At 42.8% G+C, this 17,179-nt stretch carries 18 protein-coding genes; 5 read left to right on the top strand and 13 right to left on the bottom strand.

Annotated features, from left to right (window positions below; all coding sequences use genetic code 11):
- Positions 1–57: 57 nt before the first annotated feature.
- Together O3Q51_14140 and O3Q51_14145 are read right to left on the bottom strand one after the other, a co-directional pair.
- Positions 58–726 (bottom strand): metal-dependent transcriptional regulator, encoded by a 669-nt coding sequence (locus O3Q51_14140; GenBank protein MCZ4409957.1) that lies wholly within the window; start codon positions 724–726, stop codon positions 58–60.
- Positions 727–728: 2 nt separating this feature from the next.
- Complete coding sequence (locus O3Q51_14145; GenBank protein MCZ4409958.1) at positions 729–1,703, bottom strand: acyl-ACP desaturase; 975 nt, start codon at positions 1,701–1,703, stop codon at positions 729–731.
- A gap of 340 nt (positions 1,704–2,043) precedes the next feature.
- Here O3Q51_14145 and O3Q51_14150 point away from each other — a divergent pair, with 340 nt between their 5' ends.
- From O3Q51_14150 to O3Q51_14170, 5 genes are all read left to right on the top strand, one after another.
- Entirely contained in the window at positions 2,044–2,556 is a 513-nt protein-coding gene (locus O3Q51_14150) for a rhodanese-like domain-containing protein (GenBank protein ID MCZ4409959.1), read from the top strand.
- Positions 2,543–3,148 (top strand): TIGR04282 family arsenosugar biosynthesis glycosyltransferase, encoded by a 606-nt coding sequence (locus O3Q51_14155; protein MCZ4409960.1) that lies wholly within the window; start codon positions 2,543–2,545, stop codon positions 3,146–3,148. Before O3Q51_14150 ends, O3Q51_14155 begins: the two co-directional genes overlap by 14 nt.
- Positions 3,149–3,260: 112 nt before the next feature.
- Positions 3,261–4,547, top strand: coding sequence for an NAD(P)/FAD-dependent oxidoreductase (locus O3Q51_14160; GenBank protein ID MCZ4409961.1), 1,287 nt, complete (start codon positions 3,261–3,263; stop codon positions 4,545–4,547).
- A 356-nt stretch (positions 4,548–4,903) separates the two neighbouring features.
- Positions 4,904–5,500: a sigma-70 family RNA polymerase sigma factor gene (locus tag O3Q51_14165; protein ID MCZ4409962.1), complete on the top strand. Its 597-nt coding sequence runs from the start codon at positions 4,904–4,906 to the stop codon at positions 5,498–5,500.
- Positions 5,493–6,596 (top strand): gliding motility-associated C-terminal domain-containing protein, encoded by a 1,104-nt coding sequence (locus tag O3Q51_14170; protein MCZ4409963.1) that lies wholly within the window; start codon positions 5,493–5,495, stop codon positions 6,594–6,596. The genes O3Q51_14165 and O3Q51_14170 overlap by 8 nt, the downstream gene beginning before the upstream one ends.
- Here the strand turns inward: O3Q51_14170 and O3Q51_14175 are convergent.
- The 11 genes from O3Q51_14175 to O3Q51_14225 form a co-directional block, all read right to left on the bottom strand.
- On the bottom strand, positions 6,586–7,653 hold the full coding sequence (locus O3Q51_14175; protein ID MCZ4409964.1) for a DUF3810 family protein: 1,068 nt from the start codon (positions 7,651–7,653) through the stop codon (positions 6,586–6,588). The two genes, O3Q51_14170 and O3Q51_14175, sit on opposite strands and share 11 nt — an antisense overlap.
- Positions 7,650–9,797 (bottom strand): prolyl oligopeptidase family serine peptidase, encoded by a 2,148-nt coding sequence (locus O3Q51_14180; protein ID MCZ4409965.1) that lies wholly within the window; start codon positions 9,795–9,797, stop codon positions 7,650–7,652. Before O3Q51_14180 ends, O3Q51_14175 begins: the two co-directional genes overlap by 4 nt.
- Before the next feature lie 117 nt (positions 9,798–9,914).
- Positions 9,915–10,259, bottom strand: a complete 345-nt coding sequence (locus O3Q51_14185; protein MCZ4409966.1) for a tetratricopeptide repeat protein — start codon at positions 10,257–10,259, stop codon at positions 9,915–9,917.
- 112 nt (positions 10,260–10,371) lie between these two features.
- Complete coding sequence (gene miaA / locus O3Q51_14190) at positions 10,372–11,295, bottom strand: tRNA (adenosine(37)-N6)-dimethylallyltransferase MiaA (protein MCZ4409967.1); 924 nt, start codon at positions 11,293–11,295, stop codon at positions 10,372–10,374.
- On the bottom strand, positions 11,273–11,794 hold the full coding sequence (locus O3Q51_14195; GenBank protein MCZ4409968.1) for a hypothetical protein: 522 nt from the start codon (positions 11,792–11,794) through the stop codon (positions 11,273–11,275). The genes miaA and O3Q51_14195 overlap by 23 nt, the downstream gene beginning before the upstream one ends.
- A 41-nt stretch (positions 11,795–11,835) precedes the next feature.
- A complete protein-coding gene (locus tag O3Q51_14200; protein ID MCZ4409969.1) occupies positions 11,836–12,648 on the bottom strand; it encodes a DUF481 domain-containing protein in 813 nt (270 codons plus the stop codon).
- Between the two features lie 7 nt (positions 12,649–12,655).
- Entirely contained in the window at positions 12,656–13,567 is a 912-nt protein-coding gene (locus O3Q51_14205) for a DUF6263 family protein (GenBank protein MCZ4409970.1), read from the bottom strand.
- Between the two features lie 160 nt (positions 13,568–13,727).
- Positions 13,728–14,339, bottom strand: coding sequence for a porin family protein (locus O3Q51_14210; protein ID MCZ4409971.1), 612 nt, complete (start codon positions 14,337–14,339; stop codon positions 13,728–13,730).
- A 53-nt stretch (positions 14,340–14,392) separates the two neighbouring features.
- The gene (locus tag O3Q51_14215; GenBank protein MCZ4409972.1) at positions 14,393–15,640 is read right to left on the bottom strand and encodes an FAD-dependent oxidoreductase; all 1,248 of its coding nucleotides are present in this window, start codon (positions 15,638–15,640) and stop codon (positions 14,393–14,395) included.
- 51 nt (positions 15,641–15,691) lie between these two features.
- Positions 15,692–15,931 carry a hypothetical protein gene (locus O3Q51_14220; GenBank protein ID MCZ4409973.1) on the bottom strand — a complete coding sequence of 80 codons (240 nt, stop codon included), beginning with the start codon at positions 15,929–15,931 and terminating at the stop codon, positions 15,692–15,694.
- 33 nt (positions 15,932–15,964) lie between these two features.
- Positions 15,965–17,122, bottom strand: a complete 1,158-nt coding sequence (locus O3Q51_14225; protein ID MCZ4409974.1) for a tetratricopeptide repeat protein — start codon at positions 17,120–17,122, stop codon at positions 15,965–15,967.
- Positions 17,123–17,179 lie beyond the last annotated feature (57 nt).

A 17,179-nucleotide genomic window follows, 5' to 3' on the forward strand; every position in this document is an offset into this window, starting at 1 on the left:
TTCAACGAAGATAGTAACTAGCTGAAAGCGGATTTATTAGAATTAATACCGCTCAATTCAAGGTAGAGGACTAACCAAAAGCCTTTTTGTAGCCTCTGGGCTAAGGACTAGCGTCTTGTTTTCGGAATGGCCTATTTCCATGGTTTTGTCAAAGGGTTCCACCTTGAAAATCTCCAAAAGACTGCCTAGCTCTATTCCCTTGCTATTTAGGTACTCCAAAAACTCTTTGGAGCTGTCATTTAATCCTTTGATTACAACTCTCTGTCCTGCTTTCATTGAAGAAAGCGGGCTGTAGTTATGTTGATGGATTTTTCCATTCTTGTCTGGTATAGGCGAGCCATGGGGATCTGTTATGGGAGAGCCAAGAATCTCATCCATTCGATTGAAAAAGGTGGGCGAATGAATGTGTTCAATTTGTTCGGCTATTTCATGTACTTCTTCCCATCCGAACCCCATTTTCTCAACGAGATACATTTCTGTAAGCCGGTGCTTTCTGATGATGGATGCGGCCAACTCCATTCCTTTTGCGGTAATTCTGATAGGGCGGTACTTCTTGTAATCTACCCACTCTTTTTCACTGAGTCTCTTTACCATACTATTGGTGGTAGGATTACTCACATTCAAAGCTTGACTGAGATCCGAAACACTCACTTCATTTTTCTCATTTGCCAATGAGAAAAGGGCTTTAAGGTAGTTTTCTTCGGTAGGAGAAGCTTTCTTTTTCATGATTAGCGGAGCCACTTAAACTGATGCCTTTCCGTAGGTATTTTCGACCGTCGAATCACCGCATCCAGCCTTTTTGGTAGTTTTAATAAGTAGTCTCTCACCCGCTCAGCATTATCGTCCAATCCTCTGCGGTTTTCTATATCCCAGCGGTCAAGAAGCTTCTGTAGTAAATATACATAGTCTTGGCCCGTATATATTTCTAATCTGGTTGCTGCATTTGAGAAGTGTTCAAAAAGCTCACCTTGCGGCGCGCCTGACTCTCGCATCATATGTCCCGGCATAAGTATGCCATGTTTCATCATCGCACCAAAGGCACGCATTACTTCAGAAGGGTCATATTCAAAAAGCAAACTGATAAAATCCATGTATGCATTGGCATGACGCATTTCGTCTGATGCGATGGCTCCACAAATCTTTGCTAAATGTGCATTTCCCTGCTTTTTACAAGCAGTAGCAACCCTCCTGTGTGTAATATTTGTCGCCAGCTCTTGGAAGGAGGTGTAAACGAAACTCTTATACGGACTATGTTCCATTCCGACGAAAAAACCATCCTGCAAAAGATAATTAATGGTCAGTTGAAATTCCCTCATGTCTACCCTTCCGGAAAGGTATAAATACGTGTTCAGCAAATCACCGTGTCTGTTTTCTTCTGCAGTCCAACCACGCAGCCATTGGGCCCATGAGTTGGAGTTCTGCTGGTCAAAACCCTCTGTCTGCATCAACCATGATTGATAGGTAGGGAGAGCTTCTTCAGTAACGGTATCTCCAACAAGTACAGAGAAAAGATCGTAATCGAGGGCTTGCGACAATTCTTGAATCTCTTCTACTTGAAATTGAAAGTTATCACTCTGGCTATCTGGCAGAAAATCTGCCGGTTGCCACAGATCTTCTGGTTTTGGGAGGTATTGATCGACAATGCGGAGCGCCCTGGGTTCCGCGTCCTTCATGATTTCGAGTACCTCGAGGATTTCGGTCATGCCCAAAGATGCTGTTATTCCTGAAATCTGACAAAAGAAATGGCGCTCAATATTTAGTGGCTAGTGCAAATCAATCGTTTTCAGATGGTCGAACGTGCATTGAAAAGGTTTGGATATTCTGCTTTCAAACCATTTGAATAGTTAAGAATGTAGTCCACAATATAGCAGGTCTTTCAAGTTTAGCACGAAGGCGACGAGAATTGCACGCTCTGTGATAATCCAATTGAAAATTCAATTAAATAAGACCGCTCACGAGTTTTTTCGAATAATTCGGATTGGTCAACTTTTCAAATCCAATTTCTCTTGATTTTGAAATCTTCATACCTTGGCGCAAACAATGATGAGAACCAAGTACCTTCTGATGCTTATGGCCTTTTTTATAATATCGCTTTCGAAAGGCCAGAACAAATGGGGTTTCGAGACCATGGTCAATACTATGTTGACAAATGTGGTTGATACCATCTCTTCTCAGGAGCTTTCAGAGATGCTAAAAAATGAGGATGTACTTCTATTGGATTCCAGAGAGTTGAGCGAGTATGAAGTCAGTCATTTGGAAGGAGCGAAGTTCATAGGGTATGACAATCCCGAGTACGAGGTATTGGAGGGCATAGATAAATCAACGCCCATAGTGGTATACTGCTCCATCGGTAAGAGGAGTGAAAATATCGGGATCGAGCTTGAAAAACTCGGGTTTACCAATGTTTTCAATCTTTTTGGAGGAATTTTCGATTGGACGAATCGAGGATTTCCCGTTTTGGATTCCGAAGGGAATGAAGTTAAAAAAGTACATCCGTACAGCACCACATGGGGCGTTTGGGTAAATAATTACGATAAAGAGTATGGTACAGAATAACTTGTTGATGGTTTTTGCAAAGAATCCTGAATTGGGTAAGGTGAAAACCAGGCTGGCAAAGACAGTAGGCGAACACAAAGCACTTGAGATTTACCTCAAATTGCTCGAGCATACCTATGCAGTAGCTGATAAGACGTTCGCCGATAAGGCCGTTTTCTACTCGGATAAAATAGAGGAGTTTGATATTCTGGATTATTACAAGTTTCCCAAATTTCTTCAGAAAGGAGATGACCTGGGGGAGAGAATGGACCGTGCTTTCGGGGAGGCGTTTGCTCAGAACTATGAAAAAGTGGTGATCATCGGTTCAGACTGTTACGATCTAACTCCTGAGATTATTGAGGATGCATTCAGATTATTGAGCGACCATAATGTTGTAATAGGACCTGCCTTTGATGGAGGATATTATCTCTTGGGAATGGACAGACATTACTCGCACCTTTTCAAGGACAAAAAGTGGTCTACACCTGATGTGCTTTTAGATACCATTTTAGATACTAAGAAGCTCAAGCTGAGTTATACCTTATTGCCCACTCTGACGGATGTTGACGAGGAGAAAGATCTTGGTTCCTTAAGGGGTGTGATTACCAATTAAATGAGATATTTCATCGTATTGATAAAATATATGAGAGTGATATTCTCTTATTAATCAATGCGATAATGAGGTTATACAAAGTATTTTATAATCTTTAAAATTTCCTTAAGCTATGAGTTCATTTATGAATATTTCCGATACCGCTGCTCCTCGAATTGTGATAGTTGGAGGTGGTTTTGGGGGACTTCAGCTCATTAAAAACTTACCGCAGGGGAAATTCCAAATTGTCTTGATTGACAAACACAATTACCATGCTTTCCAGCCTTTGCTGTATCAGGTAGCAACTGCAGGTCTAGAGCCTGACAGTATAGCATACCCATTGCGAAAGATTTTCAAGAATCGTGGAGATTTTTTCTTCCGTTTGGCCGAGGTGAAATCAATTGACTCTGATAAAAAGGAGATCCATACATCTCTTGGCACACTGGGGTATGATCACCTCATATTGGCAACGGGAACCGTTACCAATTTCTTTGGAAATGAGACAATCGCTGCGAAGAGTATGGGGATGAAGACGGTGCCTGAAGCGCTGAATATCCGATCCTTGCTTTTGGAGAACTTCGAAGCAGCTTTGATTACCGATGATTTGAAGGAGAGGGAAAGCCTGATGAACGTAGTGATTGTAGGGGCTGGTCCTACCGGTGTCGAGTTGGCGGGAGCTATCGCTGAACTGAGGGCCCATGTGCTTCCAAAAGACTATCCGGATTTAGACTTTCGGCGGATGAGTATTCATTTGGTAGAGGGAATGGGTAAAGTTCTTCCCCCAATGTCTGATGTGTCTTCTAGGAAAGCCCAGGATTTTCTGGAGGAATTGGGAGTCCAGGTTTGGCTGAATACAAAGGTAGAGGGATATGATGGAAGGACGATCACCACATCGGGCAAGCCTATGCTGACGCAAACCCTGATATGGGCTGCAGGAGTGCAATGCAAGCCGCCTGAAGGGATTTCAGGAGATGATCTCGTACGTGGAAATCGTATTCGTGTCAATCGATTCAATCAGGTTGAGGGAAAGGAGGGGCTCTACGCCATTGGGGATCTGGCCTATATGGAGACGGAAAACTTTCCCAAAGGTCATCCGCAAGTAGCGCAGCCTGCAATTCAGCAGGGAAAACTTCTGGCTAAGAATCTTAACCGAATGAGAACAGGGCAAGACATGAAGCCTTTTGAATACACCGATCTGGGTTCTATGGCTACTATAGGTCGCTCTAAAGCGGTAGCCGACCTCCCGAAATTCAAAACGCAAGGCTTTTTAGCTTGGCTTATCTGGATGTTCGTACACTTAATGTCGCTTGTCGGCTTTAGAAATAGAGTGGTGGTCTTTGTGAATTGGACTTACAATTTCTTCAATTACAATAGAGATATTCGATTGATCATAAGGCCCTTCAAGAATCGTGGGCAATAGGCATTTGCTTTAGTTTCAGTTTAATTTCAACTAGCGCACTCCCTTCGGTAGCTTGCTAGGAATGTCGTCTTGTAAATTTTGAATTTGCATCAAGTCATAATTATATATTTAGTTGATTAATTGATTTTAGTTGGCAGAAAGACCAATTTTGAGGTTCTCTATTCTTGATTTCGAACCCTGGGTTAAGAGATATTTTACTACATATTCATCAAGATTTTGGGTATGGAGGTTTCTAAAGTGATTTCGTGAAATGCCATTATTGCGCCGATGTTTTTACAATTCTGCTCCACTTGATTAGCTCTTCTCCCTACAAAATTCGAAATTCAAGGATGGTTTAGACAACTATTTCAAACCGGATGAGTCAATCAAGCAAAAGAGAAAGTAAAGAAGTGGATGACCAAGAATTGGCCAAAGCCTGTATGGAAGGAAATACCAAAGCACAGGCATTGCTTTATGAAAGGCATTCAGGACAAATGATGGCGCTCTGTTTGAGATACGGAAAAGACTACGAGGAGGCTCAAGATATGTTCCAAGACGGATTTATTAAAGTCTTTAATAAGCTGGATAAGTACGACGGAAAAGGCCCATTGGGCGCTTGGATCAGAAGAACCATCGCAAATAATGCCTTGGACCACCTTAGACGGACGAAGCGAGAGCAAAGAAATATTTCTCTTTTTGAAGTAGACTATAAAATTGACGCGGATATGGAGGTGCATCCTATGGAAGAGGATGAGCCGATGATAACTGCAGATAAATTGACAGAATTGATTGGCCAAATGCCGGATGGTTATAGAACGGTTTTCAACCTTTACGCGGTTGAAGAGTATACGCACAAGGAAATCGCCGAACAACTCGGAATTACCGAAAGCACTTCTAAAACCCAGTACCGCAAGGCAAAGGCTTACATGAGAAAATTGATTTCAAACGAAATAAAACAACCTATCCGTGAGTAAGGATTTATTTGAACAGCAAATAGGTGAGACTTTGCGAAATGCAGAATCCACTCCACCTACCGGCGCTTGGGATTTTATCAAATCGCAAATTGCCAAGCCATATGCGCCACCTTTCAAGTTTCCAACTTGGGCAGTGGTAGCCGTATCTGTCGCTCTTTTGGGCGGTATGGCCTTGAGTGATCATAGTTCTGAGATCGTCATTTCTGGTCAAGTAGTTGCAACCACCTCCGCAGAAAAGGAGGAAAGGGTGCAGTCATCTGAGGCATATGCTAACCGTGAGAATGAAGTATTTGCCGATGACAAAGTATCAGTAGAGAATCAATTGATTGCATCGAAGACGACCGTTGATGCTAACACGGAAGAGGAGCAGGCTAAAGTTGAAAACGGCCAATCGACACTTGCAGATGAGTCGAAATCTCAAGAGAGTTTGACTAATCAAGAGGTCGAGCAAGAAGAGTCAAGTTCAACCTTTCCAATTCAAGTGCAAGCGGTTCAGCCATTGGAGGCCTTGGTTGAACATTCAGATGAAGACACGAGAGATCCCGAATTTTTTGAGAAAAACAATACATCCACAGTTCAAAAGACCAAACCCGCACTTACCGTTGAAGGGATAAATTCTTGTTTCACTCCTTGTGAGTTAGTACTAAGTGCAAAGGGAAATGCTGTTGAATATAGCTGGGATGCGGCTTCTTTTGGACTTATCCAAGGAAAAGCTTTGAACTTAACAATCAACGAACCGCAATCATTGACGATTTATGCGATAGCCCGATACGAAGATGGATCAGAGCGCACATTGCCAAGAATTATCGAAGTAAAGCAGGGATCGGAGCTTTTCGTTCCAAATTCATTTACGCCAAACGGTGATGGAGTCAATGATTCTTACTTGGTGAGAGGGTCAGGTATCGAGTCTTTTAGCATGACCATTATAAACTCGAAGGGAAAGGTTGTTTTCCAAACAACCAATATTAACGAGGCATGGAATTTTGATGGTTCTTCTAACGAGCTAGTGAATGAATACTACACCGCTGTTATCCGTGCTGTTGGGGTTGATGGTCGTCAAATTACCAAGAACGAGCGCTTGACGATCAATCCATAACAGGATTGGTGTACCGCAAGTACAATCCCACGAAAGCGTCATAATCATCAGTGCCGCCCTCTACTCCTTGTATTTTCAAGTAGCTGTCGTTCACCGCTTCCGAAAATTCCGGAAAGTAGGGTGGAGCATGGCTCATTCTTTGCCAAATGGCCAAACGATCAATTTGAAGTTGCATGGGTATGGCCTCCGCCAAAATCGCCCGATCGCTCTCTTCCAATTTTCGATTGACTTCACCGGCAGTGTATCTCCACAAGGCATAGGCGGCAGAATATTCCCAAATGGGATTTCCTGAATGAATAAGAGCTATGTAGGCCACCAAGTTGGCTTCACCCTCGCTGGTTATGCCATATGCGTGCGCTATTTCATGAGCTGCCGTGAAGGTACCCGTCAAAATTCCCGCATCAGATTCTACGTTGGCCTCACCGGTATACGGGTTGTAGATCCCTCTGATTCCAATGCGTCTCAAAGCGCCTAAAGGCTTAACTCGTCTTATGGCGACATTGGTAGCAGTCGGATAGCCGAACTCGCTTAAAACGCTCTTTACAGCTGTATTCAGGTTGTCATAATCGACATACGGCTCTAAATCTTCCACGGAGGTTGTGTCGGTTGGCAGCTTAATGGCCATCCTTTTTTGGGCGGCCTCATTCATAACGTAGAGGTAGAGTTTAGCTACATCGTATTGATTTTTGGTTTCAGCCAAAGACATCCGTTCACCCAGACTCGGCCCGACGTAATTGTAGCCCCACAATAACAGAAATGCAGCAGTCAAGCCACCACAGAAATTCAAAAGTCTCCTGCCGAAAGAAAGCAACTTCCTCTTAGCTAGGGATTTTGGTACTCGCCAAATAAGCCATCCGATGGCGATCAAGATTAATAAATAATACCCCGAGTAGGGCAGAGCCGCTCCTACGGGGTACTGGATTTTCCTGATAATGGGAAAGATCCCTTGAAAATAGACCATCTCAAAAGCTTCAGGGAACGCTGCGAAGATCAGCCTAAGAATAAAGGCTATCCCCAGAAGTATTATTCCACCGAAGCGTTTGAATGCTTTTTTCATTTTTCGACAGGGGAGGTGCTGCCCAATTCCGTAATCCCCATTTCATAGAAAGTGAAGGCCCAAATATCAGCTTGCTCCTCAATGATTTTTGCCATCGGTTTTCCCGCTCCATGTCCCGCATCAGTTTCCACACGGATGAATACAGGATTATTTCCTGCGTGAGCTTCTTGTAGCGTTGCAGCATATTTGAACGAATGAGCAGGCACCACACGGTCATCGTGATCACCGGTAGTAATCATTGTTGAAGGGTAGTTGGTACCTTTTTTCAAATTGTGTAGGGGCGAGTAGGCGTACAGCGCATCAAACTCTTCTTTTGAAGCCTCTGCCGATCCATACTCAGGAATCCATCCTTTACCCACCGTAAACTTTTGGAAACGCAACATGTCCATTACTCCAACGGCTGGCAGCGCTACTGCAAACAGCTCAGGTCGTTGTGTCATAGCTGCTCCAACTAGCAAACCTCCGTTTGATCCACCTCTGATGGCTAACTGCTCTGGAGAGGTGTAGTTTTCTGCAATCAAGTATTCCGCTGCAGCGGTAAAATCGTCAAACACATTCTGTTTATCCAACTTCATTCCTTGCTTGTGCCATTCTTCGCCAAATTCACCACCACCGCGAAGGTTAGCTACTGCGTAAACTCCGCCATTTTCAAGAAAGAAAATATTGGATACGCTGAAGCTCGGGCTCAGGCTGATGTTAAAACCACCATAGCCGTATAGCAATGCAGGGTTGTTACCGTTCAGTTCAATTCCTTTTTTGTGTACGATGAACATCGGTACCTCTGTCCCGTCCTTGCTTTTGTACTTTACTTGCTTTGAAATGTACTCTTCGGGATCGAACTTTAGGTCGGGCTTGTTGAATAACGTCGACTCTCCTGTTGCGAGGTCGAGTTCAAAGATGGTGGGAGGGTAGGTGAAAGAGTAAAACGAATAGAAAACCTTCGAGTCTTCCATTTTACCTGAAAACCCGGAAGCCGAGCCAGGCGCAGGAAATTCGATTTCTCGAATGGTGTTCCCGTCGTAATCCATTTGGAAAACTTGAGAAGTAGCGCTTTTCAAATATTCGGGAAAGAGATAGCCACCTGCGGTGCTAACATTTACCAAAGTCTCATCGCGTTCAGGAATGATGTTCTTCCAGTGCTCCAAAGTGAAATTATTCGGATCGATAGAAACCACGCGATAATTGGGTGCATCGATATCGGTCAAGGCGATGAACTTACCATCCTTGTGGTCGATAATGGATGTTTTATTGGCAAAGCCTTCTCTCACTTTTGTGAGTTCCCCGTCGGTTTCTAAGTTTTTTACATAAAGCTCAAAGCCATCGGTTCCTGACGCGGCGTACATAGTAAGGTATCTATCATCTTCGGTCACGCTACACCAGTGGTAGAGATCGGGGTTCTCATCATCGCGGTAGAAGAGTTTATCTTCACTTTGAGAGGTTCCTATTTTGTGGTAGTAAATGCTGTGGTACTTGTTGTCAGCACTCAATTCCGTGCCGGGGGCAGGAGCGGGGTAGCGGCTATAGTAGAAACCGTCTTTAAACCAGCCTGCTCCTGAAAACTTAACCCATTCGAGCTCATCGTCCAGGTCTGTATTCGTAGCGATTTCTCGAATGTAAATTTTACTCCAGTCCGATCCACCTACTGACTTGGTGTAGGCCATGTACTTGTTGTCAGCTGATGCACCGATAAGATTGATACTAACCGTTCCACCTTCCGAAAGGGAGTTGGGGTCTATAAAAACCTGTGGATCTCCATCTTTTCCTTTTTGGAAATAGATGACAGCTTGATTTTGGAGGCCGTCATTCTTGTAGAAAAAGTAATAATCGCCCGCTCTGAATGGGGATGAGAGCCTAGGATAGTTGATCAGCTCTGTCAGGCGATCTTCTATTTGTTGTCGATACGGAATCTTTTCAAGGTAAGATTGGGTTACTGCGTTTTGTGCCTTCACCCAAGCTTCGGTGTCGGCTGCCGTATCGTTTTCGAGCCAGCGGTAAGGGTCTGCTACCTTCGTTCCGAAATAATCTTCAACAACATCAACCTTTTTCGTTTGTGGATAGGTAATGGCTTCTTTCTCTATCATAGGAGTTTCATTGCTACAGGCCACGGCGAGACCTGCAACTAAAATTAATATTGATCTTTTCATAATACGAGAGGGATTTATGCAAAAATAAGAGTCTAACTGAGAATTGATTTTTTAAGCATAAAAAGAGGGATGGTTTACCCATCCCGTCTTAATAATATTTCGATATTATGGTGTTTCCTACCAGGCTTCTCCGTCATCTTCGTCCAATATTAAAAGTGCTTCAGATAACTCACCTAGCGTTTTGATATCGTTCTTAATTTTCGCCAATTCTCTACCTCTTTTGTAAAAAGTAATGGCTTCAGCGGTTTTATTTTTTTCTTCCAACAGTTTACCCAACTGGTAGTAGGTGGGAAGGTAATCCGGGTCGTTATCGATAATCTTACGGAAAAACGAAATCGCTTTTGCGATCTTATTTTCCTTCTTGTATTCCAAGGCAGCTGCGTAGTTCAGAAAAGTATCGTTTGGATTCTTCTCGAGCATCTCAGCTATTAGCTCCATTCGATTGTGACTTATGCCTTCCATTTTCAATTTACTTTAAATGTAATGGATAAAATTAAACTGTTTCCGCTGCTTCTCATAGTGACAGTTTGCTAAAAATCGTGAAGTTTTCAACCGGTTTTCACAGCCAAGAAGTCTAAACCACAGTGATTTGAGCTTTGACGTACTCCTTTAACTCATCGACTTGCTCGGATTGAAACCACTTTATGCCGTCGATCTTTCTGAACCAAGTCAATTGCCGTTTGGCATAATGACGGCTATTCCGCTTGATCAGCCTTACAGCTTCATCCAAGTTGTAGTCGCCATCGAAAAAGGAAAAAAGCTCCTGGTAGCCTACCGTTTTCAATGGATCTGAATCTCGATAACGCAACAATGATCGAGCTTCCCTTTCCAATCCTGCTTCTATCATTTGATGTACGCGCCAATCGATTCGTTCGTAAAGCACCTCTCTTTCAGGTGTGATGCCGATCCAGATGGGTTCAAAGTCTTTTGGGGCTTTATTCTGACCCCTTAATTCGGCCAGTGGCCTTCCGCTGAGTTCGACCAGTTCTATGGCCCGCATCACGCGAACTTGATTCTTGTAGTCAATGCTCTTTTTTGCGTCGGGGTCAGATTTGGATAGCCTTTCCAAAAGCGATGGGAGTCCCGCACTCTTGAATTGAGCGATGAGTTCTTGCCTCAAGTTGTCATCTGAAGGTAAGTCGTCTAAGCCCTCTATTAGTGAACGGAGGAAGAGCCCCGATCCACCTACCACAACTGGCAGTTTTTTGCGGCTTAAAATCTCTTGAATTCTTTGTTCGCCTTGCCTTTCAAATTCTCCTGCCGTAACAGGACTATCGATGCTACAATGATTGATGAAATGGTGAGGAATGCCTTTCATTTCGGCGAAGGATGGCTTCGCTGTACCGATTGACATTTCGGTATAAAACTGCCTTGAATCGGCAGAGATCACTTCCCCGTTCAGAGATTGACACAGTTCAATGCCAAGGGCTGTTTTTCCCGCAGCGGTAGGCCCGCAGATCACGGGTATTTTTGGTTTAGATGATTTCGTCGTAGTCATCTATATTTTCAAAACCCTCGTCTTCTGAAGGATCTTCAAAGTCTTCGTCAAAATCTACAGGGAATGAATCTACCAACTCTTTGGAATGCTCAGCAGGAGCATCGCCTACAGTCAAGACTACCAAAGGATAGGTTTGATCTTCCTTTGCAGTTGAGACGCCGACCAGCTCCACAAAGAAAATCCACATTCTCATAAAGTCGTAGAGATAGAGCAGCTTCTCACCTTCTTCAAAAACCATCTCGTCAAGTGGTGTATCCTTCATGGTTTTAATGCCTTCGTCTCCAAGTCCACCCATATCCATTTGAGTGATTTCCTCGCCCTTATCCCATTCTTCATTGCTCATGTAGAAGGAAGCCATTTCATCACCTGAAAATTCAAAGGCCTCTACAATGGCCTGATGCAAGTCATCAAAAGAGTCGGAACCTTTGATTTGGATATCACGAAAGACCTCTTCCGTTTGATCAATTAGAACCCTAAAATGAAAAATATTTTCGCTCATGAGGCCGCAAATTTACGCAATACTTAAACGAATTATACGGGTCAGAAATTTAAGCTGATCCCGTTTTCGATGGAATAGATTAATTTAGTGATGGGGATAATTGGTCGATCTTCATAAGCCAGTCTAACCCCTGTTTTAAACGAGAGCTTATCGTTAATTTGAAAATTGAGATTTGAGGCGTTGGTGTACCTGTTTCTAGTGGCATCGATATCCCTGTCATAGCCCACTTGATAGTAGAAGATTGTATTGAAATCAACATGATCACTAATTGACCACCTCACAATTACGTTTGAGCTGATCTTCAGGAATTTCACTGCGATATCTTCGGGATCAACGGATGACAACCAGCGTTCATACTCGTACATCGGCCCCAGTCCGAAGGCCAGCATAACTTTGCTTTTTCTTAGGGCATTCCATCGAGCAGTACCTCCTGCAATGAATCGAGCGCTTAACCCTCTGAATTCGTCATATTGGGCTTGACCAAAGAGTTCTGGACTAAATCTTTCGCGAAAGAAAAATGTGCTCCGGACATGTAGATTGCCATAACTTAGGATTCTACTGGAATTGTTTTCTACGTATGAGACGTCCCCTAAAAGCATGTAAAAATGCTTACCCGGAGCATAAATGGAACTGATTTCGGAACCGAGTGCAATGAATTCAGCGCGCTCTTCTTCTGTTGCACTTCTATTGTAAAGGTCAAAGTTTGCTTCAAGTTTAAGCCGGAAAGGATCTTCCCGGCTTAAACTATCAAGTCTGAACTTTTCAATGTTCATGATTTGTCCTTTCACTTGAAGTGAACCAAAACAAAACAAAAAGAATGCGAACAGAATTTTTCCGCTGATGCGGATAATCATAAATAACTTAGTTCGAAATAGTGATGTTATTGATCATTTCGATAGGGACCGTCATTCCATCAGGAATTTGAGGGTTTGGTGCTAATGTGATGCTTCCTACTATATCGTCTTTGAGTGTACCTGAAGTAACCCAACCACTTGCGACTTCAACATTTAAAGTACCTGATCTTTCTCCTTCGTAATATTGGGTAGCATCCATGCCTTGCATGCTAGTGCTGGCATTTGCAGGATCGGTTTCCAATGTTGCTTTTACATCTACAACGGCCATTCCACCTTCTACTGACTTTAACGTGTAAGTCGTTTTTGAAATAATGGGAAGTCCTGTAGATGTGAATTGTTCTTTGGTCCAAGAAGCCCCAACCTTTACAGGTTTTTCAGGAAAGATGTCAGTAGTCATTTCCAGATTTTTTGCAAGACCGTCATCACCGAAGCTACTAGCTACTTGTTCGGCCATCGCAGGACCTCCGGCCATTCCTTCAGTTGCGGTTTTAACCATTTCTTCGAGCCCCATCACTTCTTCTACCATTCCTTTCTCGGTGATCTTTGCATCGAATTTTTTGTCTGTCAAGCTTGCAAGCACTTTTGACATGGGATCGACGGTTTCAAGTGAAGCAGTGTCAGAAGTAAACGTTTGTGTCTGCCCCATTCCTGTCATGGACATACCTACGTTGCCGTACCAGATTTTGTATGTATCTGATTTTCCGTTATCCTCGGTCAATTCCATGTAAGTAGTTGAAGAGGCTGTTGTATTGATTTCCATCACTTGGCCCATCATAGTTTGTTTGGTCACGTTTTCAACTTCCGTCTTTTGCGTGTATTTTTTTCCCTTTTCAAGGTTTAGTTTCATGTCCACCTTTTGAGCGAGGACAATAGATGGAGCAATAAGAGCTACCCCGATTAAAGCTTTCGTAAATTTCATTGTCTGATTTATTTGAGTCCAAAGAACGCAAAAAAAGAGCCACGATTTATCTAGCTCATCCCATTATACTGCCGCTCATGTATGACCGGCTAAATTGGAATTCGTTCTCTTCTTTTTCTTTAGCCTGCAATGACTCTTCTTGTTGAAGAGGCTGATCGGACTATTTCGAAAAACTGAGCCTCACACCGGCATTGACGATAAAGGTATTTTGCTTAAACTCGGTGAAGTTATCAAAGATGCCGTCTTGCTCTTTAAGTCCATCGTTTGTGTTGGTTAAACCAAATTCATAAGTAACGTCTACGAAGAAAATGGAAACATCCAATCCTGCACCGACTTGTGCACCCCATTGGCTATCATTCCAATCCACGGCGTCATTGATTTCTCCATTGTCGTATTTGGTGGTCGTTAGAAACATAAGTGAAGGCCCTGCAAATGCACGAAAGTTTAAGAAAGGCTCAGTAGTCGGATCTACAAATCGGTATCCCACTAAAATTGGAATAGTAACTCCCTCAACGGTTTGATCTACGTTTACGTTTCCTGAAGAGCTGTATTCGGTAGACCTTGAAAAATAGGCAATACCGGGATTAAGGTGGAATCTATTTCCGATCATTAAGCTAGCACCTATCTGGCTGCCTATTTTTGCCTGAGTGCTTGTGCCGTCAGGCGAATCGGAGACATTGCTAAAATTCATTCCTATAAACGGACGAATTTCTACTTGTGAATGTGCCACAAAAAAGAAAGCGAGAAAAGTGAAAGTGATTAAGTATTTCATAGTAGATAGATTTGATAATAAAGTTACGGGTTTCTTGCAAGCATTTTTGATTCTCAGACAATAACTTCAAGAGTTTCTGTGATTGCTTTTGCAGCATTTTCCCCCGCACGCATAGCACCATCAATAGATGCGTTGGTAAGGTAGTCACCGGCCAAATGGATATGCTCGGTTATTTGGGTTTGTTCAGCCGGGATTGACAATGCAGGACGATCAACTGTGGGTAAAGCTTGTTTAATTTTATACTCTTTAAGAAATTCCAATTGAGATTCGTCTATATTCAAGTTCTTTGCCAAATCTGTCTTTACAACTTGTGGACTTTCGTTACCCCGAACGGTTACAGACCAGAGAGACCGATTGGGAGGAGCTGATTGAGGAACGACTTCATCATGCCGTGCATAGTTATTTACAGAGCTACTCGGACGAGCATCTAGCCCAATGGTTCTTGTCATGGATGGTAGACTATTTTCCCCACTAAAGTACATGGTTGTGGTATGTTTCCACGAAATGGGATTATCCATTTGAGTGAGCAGTTTGTCGGGGCTTGAGGCAATAATGATCTTTTTCGTTTTAAAAAGCGACCCATCCTCTAACTCAACAGAAGGATCTTGGTTGACCTTTATAACTTTGGTGTTCAATCTGATTTCAGTTGATTTCAATTTAGCCTTTATTTGCTTCGGAATTTCTCCCATCCCTTTGGCAGGAATACATGCACTGCCTTTCGAGAAGTTTCTAAAAACAAATCGAAACATAGCTGCATCTGTCACTAAATCTCTCTCGAGAAAGATTCCACCAAAAAAAGGTCGAAAGAAGTTTTTGATAATTCTAGCTGAAAAGCCATAATCCTTTAGGTAATCCAAAGTTGTTTGTCGATCTCCTTCAAATATTTCCTTCAGCTTTTTTGTCTGAAGTTGTTTGGAAAGGTTGAGCATTTTAATCTTGTCAGAAAGAGACCCGACGCGTGAAAGAGCTGTAGAAGGTAGAGCCGCAATTTTTCTGGTAGGGTCTGCTATCGAAAAGCTTCCTCTATCGTCAAAAATTTTTGCACCAGGTTCGAAGCGTTTTAGCTCCAATGCTTCAAAGTCAAGTATCTCTTTTGCCTTTTCGTAAGTATCGATAAGTACTTGAAAACCCCTTTCCAGCGTATACCCATCAACTGTATCTGTTTGAACTCGTCCACCCACCTCAGTATCCGATTCTATGATCAAGACAGAGCATCCAGCTTCTTCACATTTCATTGCGGCTACAAGCCCGGCAACACCAGCGCCAACAATTATGACATCGTATTGAGTTTCATTTTTCATGTTGGCCGAAAATAAAAAAAGCAGCTTGAAGGAGGCTGCTTATAAATAAATTTAAACTTCTTGTTTGCCTAATTCGGGTCGGTCCATATAACCGAACTCCTGCTCATCTTCCAATTCTTCTCCATTGTACTCACCGTATTTGAGCACTACCCAAACCATCCAAATGATAAGAACAGGTGACGCTGCAAAGATGAAGGCAACCCAATTTAAGAGGATTCCTGTACTGGCGAACATTGTATAAAGGAGCAGAATCATTGATACTCCCCCAACTGCTATGGACTCGTGTTTCATAGTGTTAAAACACAGATTAAAGCAGATGGTTCATCATTCACTTTCGAAATGGCGATCCTTTATTAACTGAGATACGCGATTTTCAGCATAAGTCTTTTCGGGACTCTTGAGGGTATCTTCTTGAGATATGTATAGCTCGAACATCTCCAGAGCTGCTTTGGAGTCTTGGTAGTAGATGTCATAGCTCTTCGCTAAATGATAATTGAGGATATTTCGTGCAGAAAATTTCTTTGCCATCCGAAAGGACTCAATGGCCTCTTGATGATCGTCGCCTTCTTGCTGCATTAATCCAAGTCTCTCGTAATAGGTGCCTAAGTTGCCTGAGATGGCCTTATTTAGAGCCTGTCCATACTGAACGGTGGCCATATCAATCTGTCCTAGCTTCTCCATGGACAAACCCATATAATAGTGTGGATAGTCAAGTTCGTTGAGAGTGTTGGACAAGGTCCTTAATATTTCAATTGCCTCTTCGTACCTACCCAGGTGATACAGAGATATTCCTGTATACCGCATTGCCAACAAAGGAGGATCATCCTTCATCAGAGGGTCCAACCACCCAATTGCATCTTCCCATTTCTCTGAGTCAAAGGCAAGCTTGGCTTTGGTGAGTAAGCTAAATCTATTTAAAGGATCTAGGTCCAAAGCACGATTTAACAGGCTGTCCGCATCATCATATTGCCTGAAATCAAGTAATAGCTTGGCGAACCCGGTTATGGTTATTAAATCAAGGCTGTCGTTTTGATATGCCAGGGAATAATAAGCCAATGCTTTATCCAATTTCATGGACTGCACGGCACTTTCGGCAGCTTCTCGGTAGAAATAAGCGTTGGTAGGATTGATGATAATCAGCTGCTCGTAAAGTTCCAAGGCATCACTATTCGAAGCTTTTAAGAGTTCTGCCGATGCTAGCAAGGAGGGCACATGGGTGCTATCTATCTGTAAAGCCTTATTGAGATTTTCGATCGCTTCTTTTTTTCGTCCTTTTTTAATCAAGGCTTTAGCGGTCAGGTAGTATGCATTAATGTTCCCGTTGTTATTCAGTTTCCATTTTTCACCAATGTTTATGGCTGTCTGGATTTGCCCGTTTTCCATGGCAGTGCTGAATTGGCTATAAAAGTCTGAGTCTTCTTGCTGTGCAAGAAGAGAGGTGAGCAAAAAGGAGAACAACAAAAGAGTGAATAGTTTCTTCATGCCCCGAAGATAAGAGACCGGAGGCAGATCAACTAATTATTTAGTTTAAAGATGGGT

The sequence above is a fragment of the Cryomorphaceae bacterium 1068 genome (genome assembly GCA_027214385.1).
GTDB lineage: Bacteria > Bacteroidota > Bacteroidia > Flavobacteriales_D > Cryomorphaceae > JAKVAV01.